The organism is Paenibacillus sp. 01T443, assembly GCF_056398325.1.
Window position 1 is genome coordinate 70713 of the sequence record NZ_JBFTPE010000017.1, and the last position, 19264, is coordinate 89976.

Sequence of the window (19264 nt, forward strand, 5' to 3'; positions counted from 1 at the left end):
AGAAACGATATTAAACAACGGGCAGTTAAGTGGAGGTCCTTGGTGTACCTYAATTCACCTAAAAATCGAAAAAAATAAAATGTAACCTTCAATACGATGAATCGTCTACTTTACGAGGGGCGTGTGCAGATGGATTTTACATATCTACATTACTTGTCAAAAGGGCATGACAAAAACAAAATACTACGTGATTTAATGGTAGCCCATGGGGAAGATGTGTGGAACTTTGCTTATTCATTAACTAGGCAAAGAAGCCTTGCGGATGATATTAGACAAGATGTTTTCATTAAAGCTTACGAAAAGCTCGAATCGTTTCGAGGAGAGTCATCCGTGAAAACTTGGCTGTTATCGATCACGCGAAACGTTGTTATCGATTATCAGAGAAAAGTTTTCTTCCGTAAAGTGAAGCTGGTCGGCTTTATACAAGACATAGGGAATTCTTCTTCAGCTGAAAAAGATTTTCTTCAAAATGAAAATCTGAAAGAGGTTTGGAAAGTAGTATTGAATTTACCTGTCAAACTTCGCGAAGTCCTAGTGCTGTATGCGCATTATCAATTATCTATTGCAGAAATTGCGAACTTGTTAAAGATTTCGGATTCAGCTGTAAAAGTACGGCTTCATAGGGCAAGAAAAAAAGTGAATATAGTTTTTCAAAAGAGAAAGGATTGATGAAGATGGAAAATAACCGCTTTAAATGGGAAGAAGATTTAGTTAATCCACCGCTAAGTCAAATCGTAACTCCGACGAAAGAGTGGATGAACCAAGTGGAGTTTGCTTTGACAGAGAAAAGAAAAATAAGCGGATATAGACGGTTTGCTCCCTTTACGGTAAGCGTTGGCGCAGCTGTATTGATACTGGGCATTTTTGCAGCAAACTTTGTTCCTCAAACGAATGTGCCGTCTCCGCATCAGGGTAGTTTACCTCAGACACAACCAATAGAAGCATCAAATTTCAAGTTATCAGCTAAAGAAAAAGAGGTTTATAGCAACTTTCAAGAAGATTTAAATGAACAACAATTAAAAGAGTTAGAACCAATTAGTATAGCCAAGTTATACGTTCAAGCAAGATTGGACAATAAACACGATGTTGTTTATGCATTGTATACGGATAGAAATGGGTATGTTCAATGGACGAAAGAAGAGGATCAAAAAATCCCCGATTCCGATAGAGGAACGAAAGAACAAATCCTCAAAACTTTTAATAATATTGGAACAGGGAAATTCATTCAAACAAATGATTTTCGGGGATATATTGAGTTCCTATCAAGCGAAGACACAAAAACTGGCTTTCAAATGATTAAAGATGAAGATGATATTTGGAATGTTTCGTTTCAACCCATTCAATAACTATTTTAAGTCAAAGAAATGGAGGAAGGTGAAAAAATGTGGCCATCCGAAGAAATACTAAATTCATTTAATCTTAGCGGGGATATTGTACCATTGAGAGGTGGGCAGAATACATCAGTAAGAGTTAGTAATGCTGTATTAAAACCTGTGGATGATATACAGCATTGTGAATGGTTACTGAATATTATTTACAAAATAAATCCTCAAGGTTACAGGGTATCAAAGCCTATTAGAAGTAAATATGGTACTTTTGTAAGTAAAGGATGGGCTTGCACTCATTATGAAATGGGCCAGGATATAAAAGGTCATATAGAAGAAAAACTTCTGGTATCGAGGTTATTTCACCGCGATCTATCTTCTATTAATTTTCGAGACTTCCATCATATCGATAATCCTTGGTCCAAAGGTCATCGCATCGCATGGCAAATAGATGAATTGCCAATAGAACTACCTCATGAGATACAAGACAGTATAAATAATTTACTTAGAAGGGTAAGCCTAAAAGAGAAATATAAAATGCAGATTGTTCATAGTGATTTGTCAGGAAATATTCTTTTTGACCAAGTATTGAATCCTTTGGTGATTGATTTTTCTCCTACAATTGCCCCAGTAGAATATGCAGAAGCCATTTTAGTTTGTGATTGTATAGCATGGCAAGGAAGCGAGGTTTCCGAGATAGACCTGCTTCCAGGTGATGAACTATATAAAGAAATGATTATACGGGCAATTATTTTCCGATTAGCGGTCTCCGCTATTTTTTCTAAAGGTGATTATAATAAATTTTTCTACGAGTATCAGGCTTTCAAACCCATAATTGAGTACATCAATTAGAATTCAATTCATCTTTTAGATGTCCGATTCACCATTTCGATCAAAATACTGGAACACAAAATCCCTAAAACTGCGAGCCGCCAAGGAGAGGTAACGTTTGTTATGCCATATGATTTGGAAATGGCGTTGGCAAACAGGATATTCGATGGACAGCAGATGAAGCGGGGAATTCGGTCCTCCGCAATTACCGACCAGCGCTACGCCAAGACCTGCGGAGACAAGATTGGCAATGGCGGCCGGTTCGTCTACCCTACAGACGTAATTTGGCGATATCCCTGCAGTATGGAAGAAACCATCATTCATTTTTTGAAAATGATACCCTTCTTTATAACCGATAAACGGCTCATCTGCCATCTCGTTTAAGCGTACGCTCGGAAGACCAGCTAAGCGGTGCGCTGGAGGAACTGCCAGATAAACATCTTCGTTTAGTACGGACAACGCACTGAAATCCGTCCTTTCCATACGTAATGGGGTAAAGCAAATATCCACTTCGCCGACTTCAATGAGATGAGCCATCTCTTCCATCGAAGCTTGAGTTATTCGAAAGTTGACATTCGGGTGAAGAGAAAGGAAAGCGCTCAAAGGTTCCGATAAACGCTCTAGAGTCGATGTCGCCAAATGAATGCTCCCGTGCTCCAAGCCTGCGAGATCGGATACTTCCTTTAATCCCTCTTCCAATAGAGTGAGCGCCGTCTCCACTTTATTCAAAAATGCTTTTCCGAAAGCATTGAGCCGAATTTGTCTGCCATCGCGGTCAAAAAGAGGCACCCCCACATCCTTCTCCAGGCGGGCGATCGTCTTGCTAAGAGCGGGTTGCGCGATCCGCAGATATTGTGCCGCTTTCGTCATATGTTCCATTTTAGCAACCGTACGAAAATACTGCAGCTGCAGCAGCTCCATCTTCGACCTCCTTATATACTCAAGGGAATGAATGATATAGAGTAAGATGTATTTTTATTTATCAATTATCCGGTATAAGATAAATCTATGCAAGGAGAATACAATCTTCCCGGGAAGAAGTGCTTGCTATTCGAATAAAGTGTGTGGAGCCCTAGCCTATAGAAAGCGGGTGAAGAAGTGGAAAGCGGAGTGCAACAGCAAGCAGGAGAACGATTGATTCGAATTCTTGCATTCACACTTGTCATCTCTGTGATGAGTGCGACGATGTTTAATATCGTATTGCCCGAGATCCGCATGGAATTTCAGCTTTCCTTCGCGCAAGTAAGTTGGGTTACGTCAGCCTTTTTGCTGATATATGCCATCGGAACCGTGATCTATGGGAAACTGGCCGACATCTATAAGCTCAAAAGTTTGCTGACGTTCGGTCTGATCTTTTTTGTATTCGGCTCCCTGATCGGCCTGGTTGCCCAAGCTTACTGGATGGTTCTGCTCAGCCGGATTTTGCAGGCGGTAGGGGCTGCGGTAGTTCCAACAACTGCCAGTATTATCCCGGTTCGTTATTTTCCACCGGAGAGCCGGGGACGGGCTCTAGGGATAACAATGACCGGTTTGGCAATCGGCAGTGCAATCGGCCCGATCGTTGCCACTTTGGTGATCAGTGTGGTTCATTGGCGATGGCTGTTCTGCTTGCCGCTCTTTATTCTATTCACATTGCCTTACTACCACAAATATTTAGATGATGAACATGGAAATGAAGGTAACATCGATTGGATGGGCGGCGGACTGCTCGCTGGAACGGCGGCGTTGCTGCTACTTGCGATCACGTATGAGGCTTGGATGCCGGCTGCAGGCTGCTTGATTATGTTCATCTTGTTTATAACAAGAATCCATTACGCGGAGAAACCATTCATCCGGCCTGAAATGTTCCGTAATAAAGGCTTTTCCCTTGTGCTGGCGATTGCATTTCTGACGACCGGGATCGGTTATTCGCTAGCGTTTCTAAGCCCCCAGTTATTGTCCCAAGTCAATCATCTGGCACCTGGACTGGTCGGCTTCGTGATGACTCCGGCCGCCGTCACGACTGCGATTCTGGTTCGAAAAGCTGGTAAGCTGGCGGATGCAAAAGGCAATCCATATCTTTATTATGTGGCATCTTCGCTGTTATTGACCTGTTTTGTTCTATTGTCTTCCTTTGCGGGAATCTCACCTGTTTATATCGCCATCTTTCTAATCTTCGGCAATGTGGGGCAATCGTTCATGATGATTGCCTTGTCCAATACGATTTCCCGGACACTGCCTAAGGAACAGATAGGGGTTGGCATGGGAATGCTCGCGATGCTGAACTTTATTGCCGGAGCCGTTTCCGCAAGTATTTACAGCACGACGATTGATCAAGGTGCAAGTTCTGTTTGGAATGCGGCAAATTCGTTTTCGGTCGCGTTCGTGTACAGTAATATTTATTTTGTTCTTGCCTTCTTGCATGCGATGATTTTATTGATCTATTATTTTTACTTCGGCAGAGCCGAACGCAGGAGGAAAGCGGCATGACAACAAAATGGCTGTGAGTTTTTTAAAGGGCATTCAACAAGCCGTTCGAGCGGCAAAAACATTCTGATCGAAAACCAAGGAGGGAGTGTTCTATGAGAGCAGCAGCATTTACTTCAATCGGAGGACCGGAAGTCATGAGAGTTATGGAGTTTCCGGATCCGCAGGCCGGCCCGGGTCAAGTTAGGGTCCACGTGAAAGCCGCCGGTGTACAGCATTACGACTGCGCCATACGCAGCGGGTGGACGCCGTCATATGGGGTAGCGGTGAATCTTCCGCAAATTCCGGGCAATGAATTCGCAGGAATCGTGGATCAGGTTGGGGACGGTGTAACCGGCTTCTCCGTGGGCAGTGAAGTGCTCGGCTTCGCAACATTGAATTGCTACGCTGAATATGTGGTCGTCGGCGCCGACCAAATCGTGAGCAAGCCCCGGACCATGTCCTGGGAAGAAGCTGGCGGGTTGACCGGTAACGGTCAGGGTGCATACATCGCCTTGAAGGCGATCGCTGTCGGACCGGGCGAAACGGTCCTGATAAACGGCGCGGCCGGATCGCTGGGATCTTTCGCCGTACAGCTAGCGAAGGAGTGGGGAGCCAAGACCGTCATCGGCACCGCGAGTGAGAGTAACCACGACTATGTACGTTCACTGGGTGCCATCCCGATTACGTATGAGGAAGGATTGGCCGAGAGGATACGGGCAATCGCACCGGACGGCGTCGACTCCGCTTTCGATACAGCTGGGGGTGAAGGGCTCCGAGCGGCGGTGGAATTGGTACGAGACAAGAACCGCATCTGCACATTCTTCGCCTACGACCTTATTGAGGAGCTTGGGCTTCGCGTCGTCGGAGGCACACGCTCGGCGTCCCGCCTTGCCGAGTTGGTGGATCTTCATACAAAAGGCAAGCTTAAGATCCATATCAGGCAGGTCTTCCCGTTGGATCGAGCGGAAGATGCGCACCGGGCGATCGAAACTAGGCACGGCCGCGGGAAAATTATTATTATGAACAACTAAGCTTTTTATTTTTAGTATATCTTCAAAGTGACAGGATGCCGCGCGACTGAGCTCCCTCGGTACGATATCACACATGGATGAGCAGGCGCTGCGGTGGCCTGCTCATTTTATTAAGTGAACGAGCAGAATAGCTCAATGTTTGGCTATGGTAGAATTCAATAATAGTTTCAATAGGAAGTCAGATGAGGATGTAGAATATAGCTATTAGTAGACGTGTTAGAGAGGATGAAGTAAATAATATTACCACATCCATTTATGCAAAAAATCAAAGCGGTCCATAGAGAGAAAGGCGAGGAATGGTTAAGAAATTTTGTGTTTGGGAACCGGCTACAATTAAAACATAGAAGGAAGAGGTTATTAAATGACTGAAGGAAACTATAATGAATGGCCAACCGATGAACACGCCAGATGGATTAAAATGGGACATTTCTTTGGCAAGACACTTATGGATAACGTTAAAGGTTACGCAAAAAAGAATATTAATTCTAATTGCTCTGTAGAGGAGAGGCTTGCTGCTGAAAAAGCTATTAGTGATACCTTGTATGGTTTCATGATGCTATTAGATGGTGTTATTGACAGTAGCATTGATAAGGACCATAGAGTTGAATTTGCGCTAATTGCAAGAGTATTTGACCAGAATACAAGAGAATATCTTGAAGAAATCGAATTGGCTCCAGATGGAGATGGTTTATGTATGGGAATCCATATGTGGGAAGATGGGGAGTTTAAATAGAGTTGAACTTTATCTTAGCAGAAACCATTGGGAAACAAAAAAAGCTCAAGCACCAATACAATGCTTGAGCTATAAACCGATTATACATTTCTCTCTAGCAATGTCCCCAGTTGTTCTGCCAAGACATGATGAGGGACAGGTTTTTCATTAGTAAACCACCATTCCACTACCCCTACGAAAGCAGATGCAACAAACCTAACGAGAAGATCTTCATTTAATCCCTCATTTTTACCTTTGGCTACATCGGCCTCATTCGTAAATTCTTCGATCAGAAAGTTAAGAAACCGACCACGAAAATAAGGAGCGCCTTTACTCGCTAACATCATTGAAAAAAATGAATAATGAAGTTCAAAGTATTCGGTCCAAATCAGAGTCGATTCGGTAAAATCCAATTCAGATGCCGCTCTGCATGTTTCTCTTAGAACGTTTATATGTTCTTCAATGAGATTATCCAGCAAATCAAATTTATCTAAATAATGAAGATAGATGGTCCCACGGCTAACATTCGCCCTGTCGGAAAGATCCTGTACCGTAATGTCATCAAAATTTTTCTCTGACATCAGTTCTATAACAGCTTTTTTTAACGCTTCCTGCGTTTTGAGTATTCGTCGATCCACTTTAGTCAATTGGCGGTCACCAAGCTTTCTTAAATAAATAACAATTATTATATAGTTATTGTTATTTATTACTTTACTATCGCGCTCATTTAACAATTGCAGATGTTCTGTATCTGCATATAATTATAGACACATGTTCATTAATACATCAAGAATTATTATTGCTTTTATGTTTGTTTATTATGAAAATTAACGATCTTGATTAAGCTCTCTACAGTTAGTTTCAAACAACTGGGATAAAATGAAATCCACCATCTCATACTAACTTTGAGATGGAGGTGAACGCTATGCCCAAAAATGATGCTGATCCTAAGTATGACCGCGAAGATAACCGAGCAGATAAGAAAAACAATCAGCAGAATAACGCTCATTTCACTGAAGAAGCGCAAACGCTAACTAGCAACAAGGCAGCTGATTACGTCCCAAGTTTGAATGGTATCCCCAAAAATCAAATTTAAGTAACTGAAGGCTGCTCTTCTCGTCATTTTATGAGGGAAGAGCAGCCTTTTAAGTGAAGATGAAAAACGTATTAAACCAAATGCTTCAGATGAAATGCGGCATCATAAGGTGTCAAGCTCGTTCCGGCTTTCAAACGTCGAATAAAATCAGGGTTCGCGAGGAGCGGTCGCCCGAATGCAGCTAAGTCAATCGTTCCCGCTGTAATAGCCGCGGAAGCAGAATCAGGATCTAAACTTCCTACTCCGATGATGATTCTATTCCAATATTTGCGTACTGCTTGATGGAATGTCATTCCGTTGGAGAAAACCTTTGTAAACTGGTTAGTTGATGGGTRAATGACCGTAAGTCCCATTTCCTTGAAAATCTGAATATAGGCGGCTAGTGTTTGTTCAGGATTATCCCACGTAAATTCCGGAATATCGTCCTTTATTTCTGAGAAACGAACGATCGTCCTCGCCGCGCCAATTTCTTTCACGACTGCGGTTAGCAGCTCCTTCATGAATGTTAGACGATGCGATAAGTCCCCGCCATATTTGTCCGTCCGAGTATTTGTAACCTCTGAATTAAACTGGTCAATTAAGTAGCCATGCGCGGCGTGGATTTCAACCCCGTCAAAACCAGCAATCATGGCATTTCTCGCAGCTGCTGCATACTGTTCAATCACTTCAAGAATATCGTCTTGTGACATCGCCTCGGGCATCTCGAAAGGTTTGCGTAACCGATGAACGAGTCCATTGGCTGCAATGCGGGAAGGCGCTTGAGGCGGATATCCTCCAGTTAATTCATGATGAGTGAGCCTGCCAACATGCCAGAGTTGAGACACGATTGTCCCGCCCTCTAAGTGAACCGCATCAGTTACCTTTTTCCACGCTTGGATTTGTTCCGTTGTATACAGCCCAGGGATACCGTAGGTGCCTTTGGCTCTTGGGCTTAGATTAATGCCCTCCGTAATGATCAGGCCGACACCGTCGGCAGCACGCTTGCGGTAATATTCTACGACATCGTCTCCTACGACCCCGGACTCGTTGTCGGCAAAGGAACGCGTCATAGGCGCCATGACTACGCTTGATTGAAGCAGCCAGTTTCCTATCGTAATGTGTTCAAGCAGTTTACTCGATTCCTTCTATTTTGCTCCTCAGAGTTAAATTTTATTGACATAATATTGTTCTCTCCTCGCCAATCGAACATAATAAGGTTATTCCTGATATTCAGAATAAATAGAACCCTGCTGGTGGTCTAGAGGGTAGGGACGCGTTTTAAAGAATTTCAACGGGTGAAGCCGCCGGATTAGAAAAAAGTAACTGTTCTTGTTGCTATCGGTGGGGCGAGAATTGAAAAAAACGTATTTATTTCATGTGAAATGAGGGATTAGATGCAGAGAGAAATGAGCTCTATTAATTGTAATAGCTGGAATAAGGATAGGTATCAAATATGGCTGAATCGGTTTGGTTCGATAGAGCAAGAAGCTCAAAGAATACTGAATGATCCAAGGAAAAGGTTAAAAGTTCTTGCTGATTATTTGGGGGAAGTAAAGAACAAAAGAATAATCAATCTTCTAGGCTCTAATGGCACTAAAGCAGTCTCCGTCGCTTTGATGGGTGCAAAAGAAGTAAAAGTAGTTGATATAGCTGATGAAAATGCAAAGTTCGGATATGATTTAGCTAATGCATGCAATGTAGAAATTGAATACATAGTTCAAGATGTGATGGAAGTGGATACTGAACAATTAGGAAAATTTGATATTGTGTTCTTAGAAATGGGAGTATTGCATTACATTTACGATATTGAAAAGCTGTTTACAATCGTAAATCGCCTACTAAGTAAGGGTGGAAGATTCGTTCTAAGAGAATACCATCCAGTTATTTGGAAATTATTAAAGGCTGAAAGTGGACAGTTTGTTGCAAGTGGTAATTATTTCGACCAATCGGTTGATGGGAAGAGATGAAAGTGAGACGTTGGACATTAGGTGAAGTCGTAACATCTTTAGTTAAAGCAGGGTTAACAGTTAAGGCTCTTCATGAAGAGTCAGGAAGTATCCAAAGATGGGTTTTCAAAGAAATGCCGGTAGGGACAGAGGATAGAATTCCTGGTATATATGCTGTCATTGCTACAAAGTAAATCACTTTCCATACGGCCAGTTATAAGTTACTGGTCAATGAGTGAAAGATTAAATGCTTGCCTTTTATAAACATTGGAGTTATTATGGATTCATAATGTCGTTAATGGTGATTCTGAATGAAATATTCCCTGGCGACAGACTATGCTGGAGAACAAGAGAATAGCGGATTTAGCGAAATGAATCATGACGGAATGAGGTTCCGTTCTTTTTTTGAAAATATTATAGATATAACGTATCTATTATATCCCTAATATAAATATTGAAAATTAATCAAATAATGGAGGCGTTAATCATGAATGAAAAATTTACATTCAATCCCGAAATGGCTCTTGTATACGAGACAAAAGCCCGAATCTCAATTCCCACATATGATGCGTTATTCGCGATGGTTCAATCTTATTTTCGAGCTCAATTGGGCGAAAAAGAGGCATCTTTGCTTGTGATCGGCGCAGGTGGCGGAAATGAACTTGCCGCATGGGGACCGTCTAACCCAAAATGGACGTTCACCGGAGTGGACACTTCTGAAGAGATGCTTAATATTGCTAAAAATAAATCAGTTCAGCTAGGTTTGGAAAGCCGCGTCAAACTCATCCAGGGAACGATTGATGTTCTGCCGCTTCCAGACTCAAAGTTCGACGCGGCAAGTTGTATCTTGGTTCTTCACTTCATTGACGATATTCAAGAGAAGTTGAAGCTTCTCCAAACCATTAAGGATAATATGAAACCGGGAGCTCCATTCGTACTCGTTAGCGCATACGGAGACCGCGATGATGCCGAACTTCGAGACAGATTAAACGTATGGAAAAGCTTTTGGCTCGATGCTGGTAACGAATTATCCAAAGTAAATGAGTTGGTAAACAGTGGCATTATGAAAATTTCTTTCATTCCAGAAAATCAAATTGAACGGCTATTGGCAGAATCGGGCTTTACGAATATAACCCGGTTTTATTCTACTGGACTTTTTGCGGGATGGATTTGCCATGCGGAATGATTTAGCGTAGATAACTATCAATAAGTTAACCAGGATTGATTTTGCACTATAGATGAATAAAGTACATGGATGAGCAGGCTCTAAGGCGGCCTGCTCATTATATTAAGATACCTCACCGATTGAACGAACCGTGCTGCTTAGATATTTAAACTATAATCGAACCCTCGAATAAATAGGGTTAATAATTTGCATGAAGCGATTTGTTTATAAATTATCACAATGAGATCGAATAAAAGAGCAAACTAGAAGTAGGTATTATGAGATTAATTTTATTATTCACCGCTAATTACGATTAATGATGGAATATTATCATAAAAACAATAATAATTTAAATATGTATTATTCTAAGTTAATCCTTGACATAATGTTAAAATAACATTAACATATGGATAAAATAATGGTCTTTAACCATAATTAAGTAAAAAATATTGTAAATATTATTACTTTAGTTGTATTGATTTCTGTTTTCGTTCCAAAGTCTTAGATTACCTTTGTCTAAAATTGTCTGAATATTATGATAATTGTGACTTTAGTATGACGACTAGGGGGATTCCATTGAATGATGAGCTGCTGAAAATCGAGCATTTAACGACCTCTTTTCGAATCGCGGATCACTATTATGCAGCAGTAGATGATGTGACTCTAACGGTAAGGGAAAATGAGGTTCTTGCCATAGTCGGGGAGTCAGGATCAGGCAAGAGCGCGCTGGCTTATTCGATTATGGGGCTGCATACAAGAGCGAGAATAGAAGGGAACATCTATTTCAATGGTCAGGATATTGCCCATATCTCTCCCTCGAAGCTAAATAAGCTAAGAGGGAATGAATTAGGGATGATCTTTCAAGATCCGTTGTCGGCATTAAATCCGCTTATGATAATCGGCTCTCAGATAGAAGAGGCCGTTTTCCTTCATAAGCCTAAGCTTTCGAAGAAGGACAGGACCAATAAGGCGATCGAGCTATTAGCAAAAGTAGGGATTCCGCGTCCCGAGCATACCTACGGTCGATACCCCCATGAATTATCTGGCGGAATGAGGCAGCGTGTTGTCATTGCGATCGCGATCGCCAATGAGCCCAAGCTGCTAATCGCTGATGAACCTACTACCGCGCTTGATGTAACGATACAGCTGCAAATTCTTGAATTGCTTAGGAAGCTGAAGGAGCATAGTAAGGCAGGAATAGTCCTAATTACGCATGACTTAGGCGTCGTAGCCGAAATGGCTGATCGCGTGGCTGTAATGTATGCCGGTCAAATCGTTGAGATCGCCGATATTTATACACTTATTTCGAATGCTAAGCATCCCTACACGAGATCATTGCTGCAATCGATACCGACTGCAAATGAAGCGAAGTCGAGGCTCCATGTTATTCAAGGAATTGTACCGTCTCTTCAAAATCTTCCTCGTCATGGCTGCCGTTTTAAGCCGCGGATGCCTTGGATCGATGATTCCGCGCATGAAGCAGATCCGGTTATGCATGAGATATCACCGGGGCACTTAGTCAGATGCAGCTGTTACAAGCATTTTCACTTCCTTGATCCAAAGGAGGAGGATCGTCATCATGTCATTTCTTGAGGTTAACGATCTGAAGGTGCATTTTCCAAATCGCGGAGGCATTTTTAGCAGAATGGGCCAACCGGTCAAGGCCGTTGACGGTATTTATTTCTCCATGGAACAGGGGCAGACTTATGGTCTTGTAGGTGAATCAGGCTCAGGCAAGACTACGACAGGACGAGCGATCATAGGCTTAAACACGATTACATCGGGCAGCATTCTCTTTGAAGGAAAACAGCTTGCTGCAGGCGGCTTGCAGAGACAATCGGCATTCTGCAGAGATATCCAAATGATATTCCAAGACCCCTATTCCTCATTGAATCCGAAGAAACGCGTATTGGATATTATCGCTGAGCCATTGCGGAATTTCGAGAAGCTATCCGCAAGTGAAGAGAAGCGTCAAGTGCAGCAGCTATTGGAGAAGGTAGGCCTAAGCCCGGAATCGATTTATAAATACCCGCATGAATTTTCTGGAGGACAGCGGCAGCGGATCGGCATAGCAAGAGCTATAGCACTAAAGCCTAAGCTGATTATCGCCGATGAACCGGTGTCGGCACTTGATGTGTCCGTACAAGCCCAGGTCCTGAACTTTATGCAGGACATCCAAAAAGAATTAAACCTTACCTATTTATTGATCAGTCATGATCTCGGCATTATTCGGCATATGTGTGATCAGATTGGAATTATGTATAAGGGTCGTTATGTCGAACAAGGAACGACAGCGGATATTTTCGATAACCCCCAACATATTTATACGAAACGTCTTATATCAGCCATACCGGATATTGATCCGGCTAAACGCGAGGAAAAGTATAGATTTCGAGAAGCGGTGAAGTCGGAATACGAACAAGCCTATGGGAAGTATTTTGACGAGGATGGCATGGCTTATCCATTGAAACCAATATCAGAGACACATTTCGTGGCTTTGCCTGAGAGAGGTTGAGGAGATGTGGAGGACAGTTGTACGAAGAATGATTATTATGGTTCCTCAAATTCTATTATTGAGCATTCTTGTATTTCTAATGGCTAAGGCGATGCCGGGCGATGCGCTGACAGGCCTGCTCGATCCGAGCATCGATCCGGCTGCGCTGGATGCGCAACGTGAGAAGTTAGGTCTTAATAATCCTTGGTATGTGCAATATTGGGATTGGATTACAAAGGCCGTTCAAGGCGATTTCGGGCAATCGTTCCGCTTTAAAATGCCGGTTTCTGAGCTGATAGGCCAGCGGATGATGAATACGGTTTGGTTATCCCTAGCAACGTTAATACTTACCTACCTCATCGCGATTCCGCTTGGCATTACTAGCGGGCGCTATCACGACACATGGGCGGATCGATTGATAACAGGCTATACGTACATAGGCTTCGCGGCTCCGTTGTTTATTTTTGCTTTATTGATGTTATGGGTGTTCGGATTTCATTTTGGGTGGTTTCCTACCGGAGGAAGCATCGCTCCGGGAGTGGAGCCAGGTACCCTTCAATACGTCATGAGCAAATTCTATCATTTGCTGCTACCAGCTTTATCTATAGCTTTAATTACAACGGTAACAACCGTTCAACTGCTGCGAAGCGAGATAATCGACACAAAGCAGAAGGATTTCATTTTAACGGCAAGAGCAAAGGGCGCCTCAGAATCCCGAGTATACAATCGCCATATTTTACGGAATTCATTATTACCGATCGCAGCGTTCTTTGGTTATGAAATTACGGGGCTTATCGGCGGCACGGTTTTCATTGAGAGTATCTTCAGTTATCCGGGAATGGGGGAGCTGTTCTTGAGCTCGATCTCACTACGGGATTTCAGTGTCGTTACGGCCTTGGTTTTATTGTACGGCGCAGCGTCCATACTTGGAGCATTAATTTCTGACATAATCTTAACGATAGTTGATCCTCGTATTCGAATTAAATAAGATCCCGAGACTTTGAGGTGAATAAAATGAGAAAGACAGCCTCCCCTATAAGCGCGCAAAAGCAATTGGACAAAAGTCCTTCAGGCTGGAGCATTATCTGGCGGGAAATCGTTCGGGACAAGGTCGCTTTCCTATCATTGATTTTCCTAAGCCTAGTCATCTTGTCAGTCTACGGTATATCCCTTGTTCTGGATCAGGCGCAAATCGTTACGATAGATTTATTCGAACTGAAGCAGCCTCCTTCTTCAAAATATTGGCTTGGCACCGATTATGGAGGACGTGATGTTTTTGGACAGTTAATTATCGGGACCCGGAATTCTTTGTCTATCGGCATTATCGTTACTTTACTTACAGGCCTTATTGGTGTTCTAGTAGGGCTCATCTCCGGTTATTTCGGGGGGATGGTTGACAATATTTTTATGAGATTTGTCGATTTCTTTATGGTTTTACCGACCTTAATGATTGTTATCGCATTTGTTACAGCCGTGCCCAAATATAGCATCGTATCCTTCTCGCTCATTATGACGGCCTTTCTATGGATGGGGATTGCAAGGCTGATCCGTTCCAAAGCGCTGCAGGAGAAGGAGTTGGATTATGTTCAAGCATCAAAAACATTAGGCTCATCTAACCTGAAAATTATGATGTCGCAAGTGCTGCCGAATTTAAGCTCCATCATTATTGTCACGATGACTTTAAATTTGGCGGCAAATATCGGTTTGGAATCCGGCCTTTCCTTTTTGGGATTCGGTTTCCCGGAGAGCACGCCGAGCTTAGGTACTTTAGTCAGCTATGCTAGGGACCCGCAAACGCTAGAGTCTAGATGGTGGATTTGGTTACCTGCATCGTTACTGATTTTGGTATTGATGTTGAGTATAAATAATGTCGGTCAAGCGTTAAAGCGTGCGACAGATGCAAGACAAAGAAAAGGATAATTGAGGAGGAAAATGATGGTGAAGAAGAAATCTATTTTTTCAAGGTCCCTAATCTTACCGTTCATGCTGGCTCTGCTCGTCTTTCTTGCAGCATGTACATCAGGCAATGGGAACGAAGCGGTCAATCCGTCTCCGACTGATGGAGGAGATAAGCCGGCTCCAACCGAGAGCGAGAAGCCTGCCGTAGAAGATGGCCTCTATTCCATTGATGATTTTAGTAATGTGAAGAAGAATGAAGGCGAAGCGATTAAGGGAGGCTCGATCACCTTCGGTCTTGTATCGGATACTCCATTTGAAGGAACACTGAACTTCAACTTTTATTCTGGCGACCCGGATGCTCAGGTGCTAGGCTGGTTTGATGAAGGGCTGCTGGCTTGGGATAAAAACTATGTATATACAAACGATGGTGCTGCAACGTATGAGGTGTCGGAGGACGGAAAAACGTTTACGTTTACGATCCGTGATAATGTCAACTGGCAGGATGGCAAGCCTGTGACTGCTGAGGATTGGCTGTTTGCCCATGAGGTTATTGGAAATCCAAAATATGACGGCCCGCGTTATGACTCGAGTTTCACTAATATTGTAGGGATGAATGAATACCATGACGGTAAAGCGAAAACCATCTCTGGCATAGAAGTGCTTAGCGATAAAAGGTTGAAAATTACGTACATTGAATCGACGCCATCCTTGTTGACTGGCGGGGTGTGGTCTTATCCGTTAGCAAAGCATATTTTCGGCAATATGGATGTGGCAAAAATTTCTTCCTCACCAGAGGTACGCGAGAAGCCGATCGGCTTCGGAGCTTTTAAAGTGAAAAGCATCGTTCCAGGAGAATCGGTCGTCTATGAGAAAAATCCGGATTACTGGCGGGGAGAGCCTGCCTTGGATGAGGTTATTCTGAAGGTTATCAATCCAACGACCATCGTTCAGCAGCTGGAAAGCGGGGGAGTTGATCTAGTAGATTCATTTCCAGTTGATCAATACCCGGATAACGCGAAGATGTCGAACGTTGAATACTTAGGCGCGATTGACCGTGCCTATACGTACATCGGCTTTAAACTAGGGAAATGGGATGCAACGGCTAAAAAGGTAGCTCCTGATGAAAAAGCAAAAATGGGCGACGTGAATTTGCGGAAAGCGATGGCGCATGCAGTCGATAATGATCAAGTCGGCAAAAAATTCTATCACGGCTTGCGCTGGAACGCGACGACACTGATCCCGCCGTCTCATCCGGAGTACCATGATTCTACGAATCCAGGGCTTGCTTATGATCCGGAGCTAGCGAAGAAAATTTTGGATGACGCGGGATATAAGCTAGACGGAAAATACCGTACCAACCCGGACGGTAGTGAATTAGTCATTAATTTTATATCCATGACCGGCGGGGATATCGCTCAGCCGCTTGCTCAGTACTACGTTCAGTCCTGGCAAGCGATCGGATTAAATGTGCAGCTGGAAATGTTGGAATTCAATACTTTCTATGACCGCGTCGGATCTAATGGCGAAGATGATCCTAAAGTTGATGTTTATCAAGGCGCATGGGGCGTAGGCATTGACGTTGACCCAGCCGGCTTGTATGGACGAGATGCCATCTATAACTTCTCGCGGTATGCCAGCGAAGAACAGGATCGGCTGCTTAAAGCAGGCGTGTCAGCAGAAGCCTTTGATGTGAAGGTGCGTCAAGGAATTTACAAGGAATGGCAGCAGCTAATGGTCAAGGATATTCCGGTCTTCCCAACCTTGTACCGTGCCGTGATCGTTCCGGTTAACAAACGGATACTTAATTTTGCGATTGGCGATGGAACGAATCTGTATCCATATCAGATTGCCGTATCGCAGGATAAACCGTTTGTAGCGAAGTAAAGAGCTAATATGCTCGTCTAAAGCATTTAAGAAGGGCCCGGCCAGAAGTGGTCGGGCCCTTTCTTATGGCTAGAAATACTTCGGAAGATAAGCATTATCATCAAAATGCCCGACTATTTTTCTTTGTGTTATCAGGAACAGCAACTTTGGAAATAGGTGATAAAGAGGTTGTTTTACATCGAAATGAGGGAATCGAAGTTTTACATCTGATACCATATCAAATGTTTAATAAGTCGAACGAAGAAGTTGAATTTCTGGTAGTTTCTCAACCGAATAGTAAAGGTGATAGGATCGTAGTAGATTAATATCGCGTAATTGGCGGATGGATGGCAATAATGCCGATTCCCCGCTGCTGCGGGCGGACACGAGGGAGCAGGAGGAGCAGGAGCCTTGTGCTAGTTCCTTATGGCAGCGCCAAGCTTCGAATAGGAGAATTTCCTAATATTCAGAAAAGATGAATAAACAAAGGCCCTGCCCCTTGAGGCAGGGCCTTTGTTTATATATAAGAATTTATATGTTTTCACATATAAATGTGCTTATATATCTCCGCGAAACGACTGCTTTTGCCACAGAGGACGGCGACAGCCGTTTACGCTTGATTTGAAAAAATGGCCGTTTGTAAGTTGGGAAAATGGAAATGATTGAAAATCCTTAGGATGTGGCTGCGTTAAAATAGCTGGTCATCATCAGAAGGTTATTCATGTGAAACGGTTCGTTTAATAGTTTATGAGAGCGCTCACAAAAATGCTTGCCAGTCTTTCACGGTTGCAGTAAGTTAGTAGTATAAAGGAGGAATGAAAAGATGGAACGGTCAAATCTGCATTTACCTAGAAGTCAGCCGGAAGCACAAGGGATTCCCTCTACAGCCGTAATTGAATTTTTAAATGCGGTTCAAGAACGTCATTTGGAACTGCATAGTCTTATGCTGCTTAGACACGGACAGGTGGTAGCAGAGGGGTGGTGGAAGCCTTACGCATCAGATATCCCGCATATGCTGTTCTCACTAAGCAAAAGCTTTACCTCAACCGCCATCGGTTTCGCCGCTTCGGAAGGGAAGCTGTCGCTGGACGATGCGGTCATATCTTTCTTCCAGGATGATGCCCCAGATGAAATAGAGCCGAATTTATCGGCTATGCGCATCCGCCATTTGCTGATGATGGGCACTGGCCATGATAAGGATACAACAAACAATATGCACCAGAGCGTAGACGGGAATTGGGCCAAGGCGTTTCTCCAAGAGCCAGTCGAGCATGCTCCCGGTACTCATTTTGTCTACAACAGTGGAGCTACATATATGCTTTCAGCCATACTTCAGAAGGTGACCGGCCAAACGCTGCTGGAATATTTGCAGCCTCGTTTGTTTGAACCGCTTGGTATCGTGGGTGCGACATGGGAATCCTGTCCCCAGGKGATTAATGTCGGTGGTTGGGGGTTAAATGTCACCACGGAGGATATCGCTAAGTTTGGGCAGCTGTATTTGCAGAAAGGCGTGTGGAACGAGCAGCGTCTTTTGTCGGAGGAGTGGGTAGAGGAAGCAACTTCCGGTCAAATATCCAATGGCGACGGCGGAGCCAGTGATTGGGCCCAAGGCTATGGCTACCAGTTCTGGCGATGCCGGCACGGAGCGTACCGCGGTGATGGCGCGTTTGGTCAATATTGTATCGTGATGCCGGAGCAGGATGCGGTGCTGGCTATGACAAGCGGAACTAATGATCTACAGGGTGTCATGAATGCCGTGTGGGATTACTTGCTCCCGGCAATGCAGCCGTCGACGCTTTCCCCGGATCAGGATTCGCATGCGAAGCTGGCGGCGGAGCTGGAGGGTCTAATCATAAGATTTCCGAGGCTGCAGCTGGATTCGCCTCTGGAAGCAACCGTCTCAGGCAAGGAATATGAGCTCGAAGACAATGATCAGCATTGGAAGAGCCTGTCCATTTCCTTTGAAGACAATGCAGCCGTCGTTGTACTGAGCAAGCCGGATCATGAATATAGGATTACCCTCGGCCGGGGCGAAGGGGTGGAGGGAACCACGCGGATGCTTCAGGAAGAAGATAAACGCGTGGTTTCCAGCTTTACCTGGCAGCAGGAGGATACGCTTCAGCTGACCATGAGGTTTATCGAAACGCCATTCGCCATAACAAGCAGCATTCTGTTTGAAGGGGATAAAATAATATTGAATCACAAATCAAACGTTTTACCCGATCTGGCTGAAATTCGAGGGCGGATCACGGAGTTGGTATAGCACAAGAATATCCGATTAAAAGCCGCATATTATGCGGCTTTTTTGTTTTATGAGGCAAAGTTCTTGTCATGGGATGATGTCAAGAACTTTAACCCATTCCCGACGATATCCAATAATGAAAGCGACGACAGCATGCATTCGAATGATGCGGTATCTCTGCCTAGAAAGCGAATATTGTATTAAAGAGGAGAAGGATTTCCATTTCTACCTGG

The 19264-nt window shown here is 43.7% G+C and carries 20 protein-coding genes; 17 read left to right on the forward strand and 3 right to left on the reverse strand.

Annotated elements, in window-relative coordinates:
• Positions 1–129: 129 nt before the first annotated feature.
• Genes AC1DLI_RS25910 through AC1DLI_RS25920 form a run of 3 tightly spaced genes read left to right on the forward strand, consistent with a single transcriptional unit; the run spans position 130 to position 2177 of the window.
• A complete protein-coding gene (locus AC1DLI_RS25910; protein WP_477607348.1) occupies positions 130–669 on the forward strand; it encodes an RNA polymerase sigma factor in 540 nt (179 codons plus the stop codon).
• Complete coding sequence (locus AC1DLI_RS25915; RefSeq protein ID WP_477607349.1) at positions 669–1346, forward strand: hypothetical protein; 678 nt, start codon at positions 669–671, stop codon at positions 1344–1346. The genes AC1DLI_RS25910 and AC1DLI_RS25915 overlap by 1 nt, the downstream gene beginning before the upstream one ends.
• A gap of 36 nt (positions 1347–1382) precedes the next feature.
• Positions 1383–2177 (forward strand): hypothetical protein, encoded by a 795-nt coding sequence (locus tag AC1DLI_RS25920; RefSeq protein WP_477607350.1) that lies wholly within the window; start codon positions 1383–1385, stop codon positions 2175–2177.
• A gap of 15 nt (positions 2178–2192) precedes the next feature.
• Here the strand turns inward: AC1DLI_RS25920 and AC1DLI_RS25925 are convergent, their stop codons facing one another.
• Positions 2193–3077 carry a LysR family transcriptional regulator gene (locus AC1DLI_RS25925; protein ID WP_477607351.1) on the reverse strand — a complete coding sequence of 295 codons (885 nt, stop codon included), beginning with the start codon at positions 3075–3077 and terminating at the stop codon, positions 2193–2195.
• A 177-nt stretch (positions 3078–3254) separates the two neighbouring features.
• Between AC1DLI_RS25925 and AC1DLI_RS25930 the strand changes: the two genes are divergently transcribed.
• The 3 genes from AC1DLI_RS25930 (at position 3255) to AC1DLI_RS25940 (ending at position 6368) form a co-directional block, all read left to right on the forward strand.
• Positions 3255–4625, forward strand: coding sequence for an MFS transporter (locus tag AC1DLI_RS25930; RefSeq protein WP_477607352.1), 1371 nt, complete (start codon positions 3255–3257; stop codon positions 4623–4625).
• 92 nt (positions 4626–4717) lie between these two features.
• Positions 4718–5635 (forward strand): NADP-dependent oxidoreductase, encoded by a 918-nt coding sequence (locus AC1DLI_RS25935; RefSeq protein WP_477607353.1) that lies wholly within the window; start codon positions 4718–4720, stop codon positions 5633–5635.
• 361 nt (positions 5636–5996) lie between these two features.
• The gene (locus tag AC1DLI_RS25940) at positions 5997–6368 is read left to right on the forward strand and encodes a hypothetical protein (protein ID WP_477607354.1); all 372 of its coding nucleotides are present in this window, start codon (positions 5997–5999) and stop codon (positions 6366–6368) included.
• 80 nt (positions 6369–6448) lie between these two features.
• On the opposite strand, the gene AC1DLI_RS25945 is transcribed toward AC1DLI_RS25940, so the two are convergent.
• Positions 6449–6994, reverse strand: a complete 546-nt coding sequence (locus AC1DLI_RS25945; RefSeq protein ID WP_477607355.1) for a TetR/AcrR family transcriptional regulator — start codon at positions 6992–6994, stop codon at positions 6449–6451.
• 278 nt (positions 6995–7272) lie between these two features.
• On the opposite strand from AC1DLI_RS25945, the gene AC1DLI_RS25950 reads away from it, so the two are divergent.
• The gene (locus AC1DLI_RS25950; RefSeq protein WP_477607356.1) at positions 7273–7443 is read left to right on the forward strand and encodes a hypothetical protein; all 171 of its coding nucleotides are present in this window, start codon (positions 7273–7275) and stop codon (positions 7441–7443) included.
• A gap of 71 nt (positions 7444–7514) precedes the next feature.
• Here AC1DLI_RS25950 and AC1DLI_RS25955 read toward each other — a convergent pair whose 3' ends face one another.
• A complete protein-coding gene (locus tag AC1DLI_RS25955; RefSeq protein ID WP_477607398.1) occupies positions 7515–8552 on the reverse strand; it encodes an oxidoreductase in 1038 nt (345 codons plus the stop codon).
• Between the two features lie 264 nt (positions 8553–8816).
• Here AC1DLI_RS25955 and AC1DLI_RS25960 point away from each other — a divergent pair, with 264 nt between their 5' ends.
• From AC1DLI_RS25960 to AC1DLI_RS26005, 10 genes are all read left to right on the forward strand, one after another.
• Positions 8817–9389 carry a class I SAM-dependent methyltransferase gene (locus AC1DLI_RS25960; protein WP_477607357.1) on the forward strand — a complete coding sequence of 191 codons (573 nt, stop codon included), beginning with the start codon at positions 8817–8819 and terminating at the stop codon, positions 9387–9389.
• A 2-nt stretch (positions 9390–9391) separates the two neighbouring features.
• On the forward strand, positions 9392–9562 hold the full coding sequence (locus AC1DLI_RS25965) for a hypothetical protein (protein WP_477607358.1): 171 nt from the start codon (positions 9392–9394) through the stop codon (positions 9560–9562).
• Between the two features lie 293 nt (positions 9563–9855).
• Complete coding sequence (locus AC1DLI_RS25970; protein ID WP_477607359.1) at positions 9856–10554, forward strand: class I SAM-dependent methyltransferase; 699 nt, start codon at positions 9856–9858, stop codon at positions 10552–10554.
• 555 nt (positions 10555–11109) lie between these two features.
• Positions 11110–12126, forward strand: coding sequence for an ABC transporter ATP-binding protein (locus tag AC1DLI_RS25975; protein ID WP_477607360.1), 1017 nt, complete (start codon positions 11110–11112; stop codon positions 12124–12126).
• Positions 12113–13048 (forward strand): ABC transporter ATP-binding protein, encoded by a 936-nt coding sequence (locus AC1DLI_RS25980; RefSeq protein WP_477607361.1) that lies wholly within the window; start codon positions 12113–12115, stop codon positions 13046–13048. The genes AC1DLI_RS25975 and AC1DLI_RS25980 overlap by 14 nt, the downstream gene beginning before the upstream one ends.
• A 4-nt stretch (positions 13049–13052) precedes the next feature.
• Entirely contained in the window at positions 13053–14015 is a 963-nt protein-coding gene (gene opp4B / locus AC1DLI_RS25985) for an oligopeptide ABC transporter permease (RefSeq protein ID WP_477607362.1), read from the forward strand.
• Positions 14016–14041: 26 nt separating this feature from the next.
• On the forward strand, positions 14042–14947 hold the full coding sequence (locus tag AC1DLI_RS25990) for an ABC transporter permease (protein WP_477607363.1): 906 nt from the start codon (positions 14042–14044) through the stop codon (positions 14945–14947).
• A 63-nt stretch (positions 14948–15010) separates the two neighbouring features.
• Positions 15011–16810 carry an oligopeptide ABC transporter substrate-binding protein gene (locus AC1DLI_RS25995; protein ID WP_477607399.1) on the forward strand — a complete coding sequence of 600 codons (1800 nt, stop codon included), beginning with the start codon at positions 15011–15013 and terminating at the stop codon, positions 16808–16810.
• A gap of 65 nt (positions 16811–16875) precedes the next feature.
• Entirely contained in the window at positions 16876–17115 is a 240-nt protein-coding gene (locus tag AC1DLI_RS26000) for a cupin domain-containing protein (protein WP_477607364.1), read from the forward strand.
• Positions 17116–17612: 497 nt separating this feature from the next.
• Positions 17613–19052, forward strand: coding sequence for a serine hydrolase domain-containing protein (locus tag AC1DLI_RS26005; RefSeq protein WP_477607365.1), 1440 nt, complete (start codon positions 17613–17615; stop codon positions 19050–19052).
• The last annotated feature ends 212 nt before the right edge of the window (positions 19053–19264 follow it).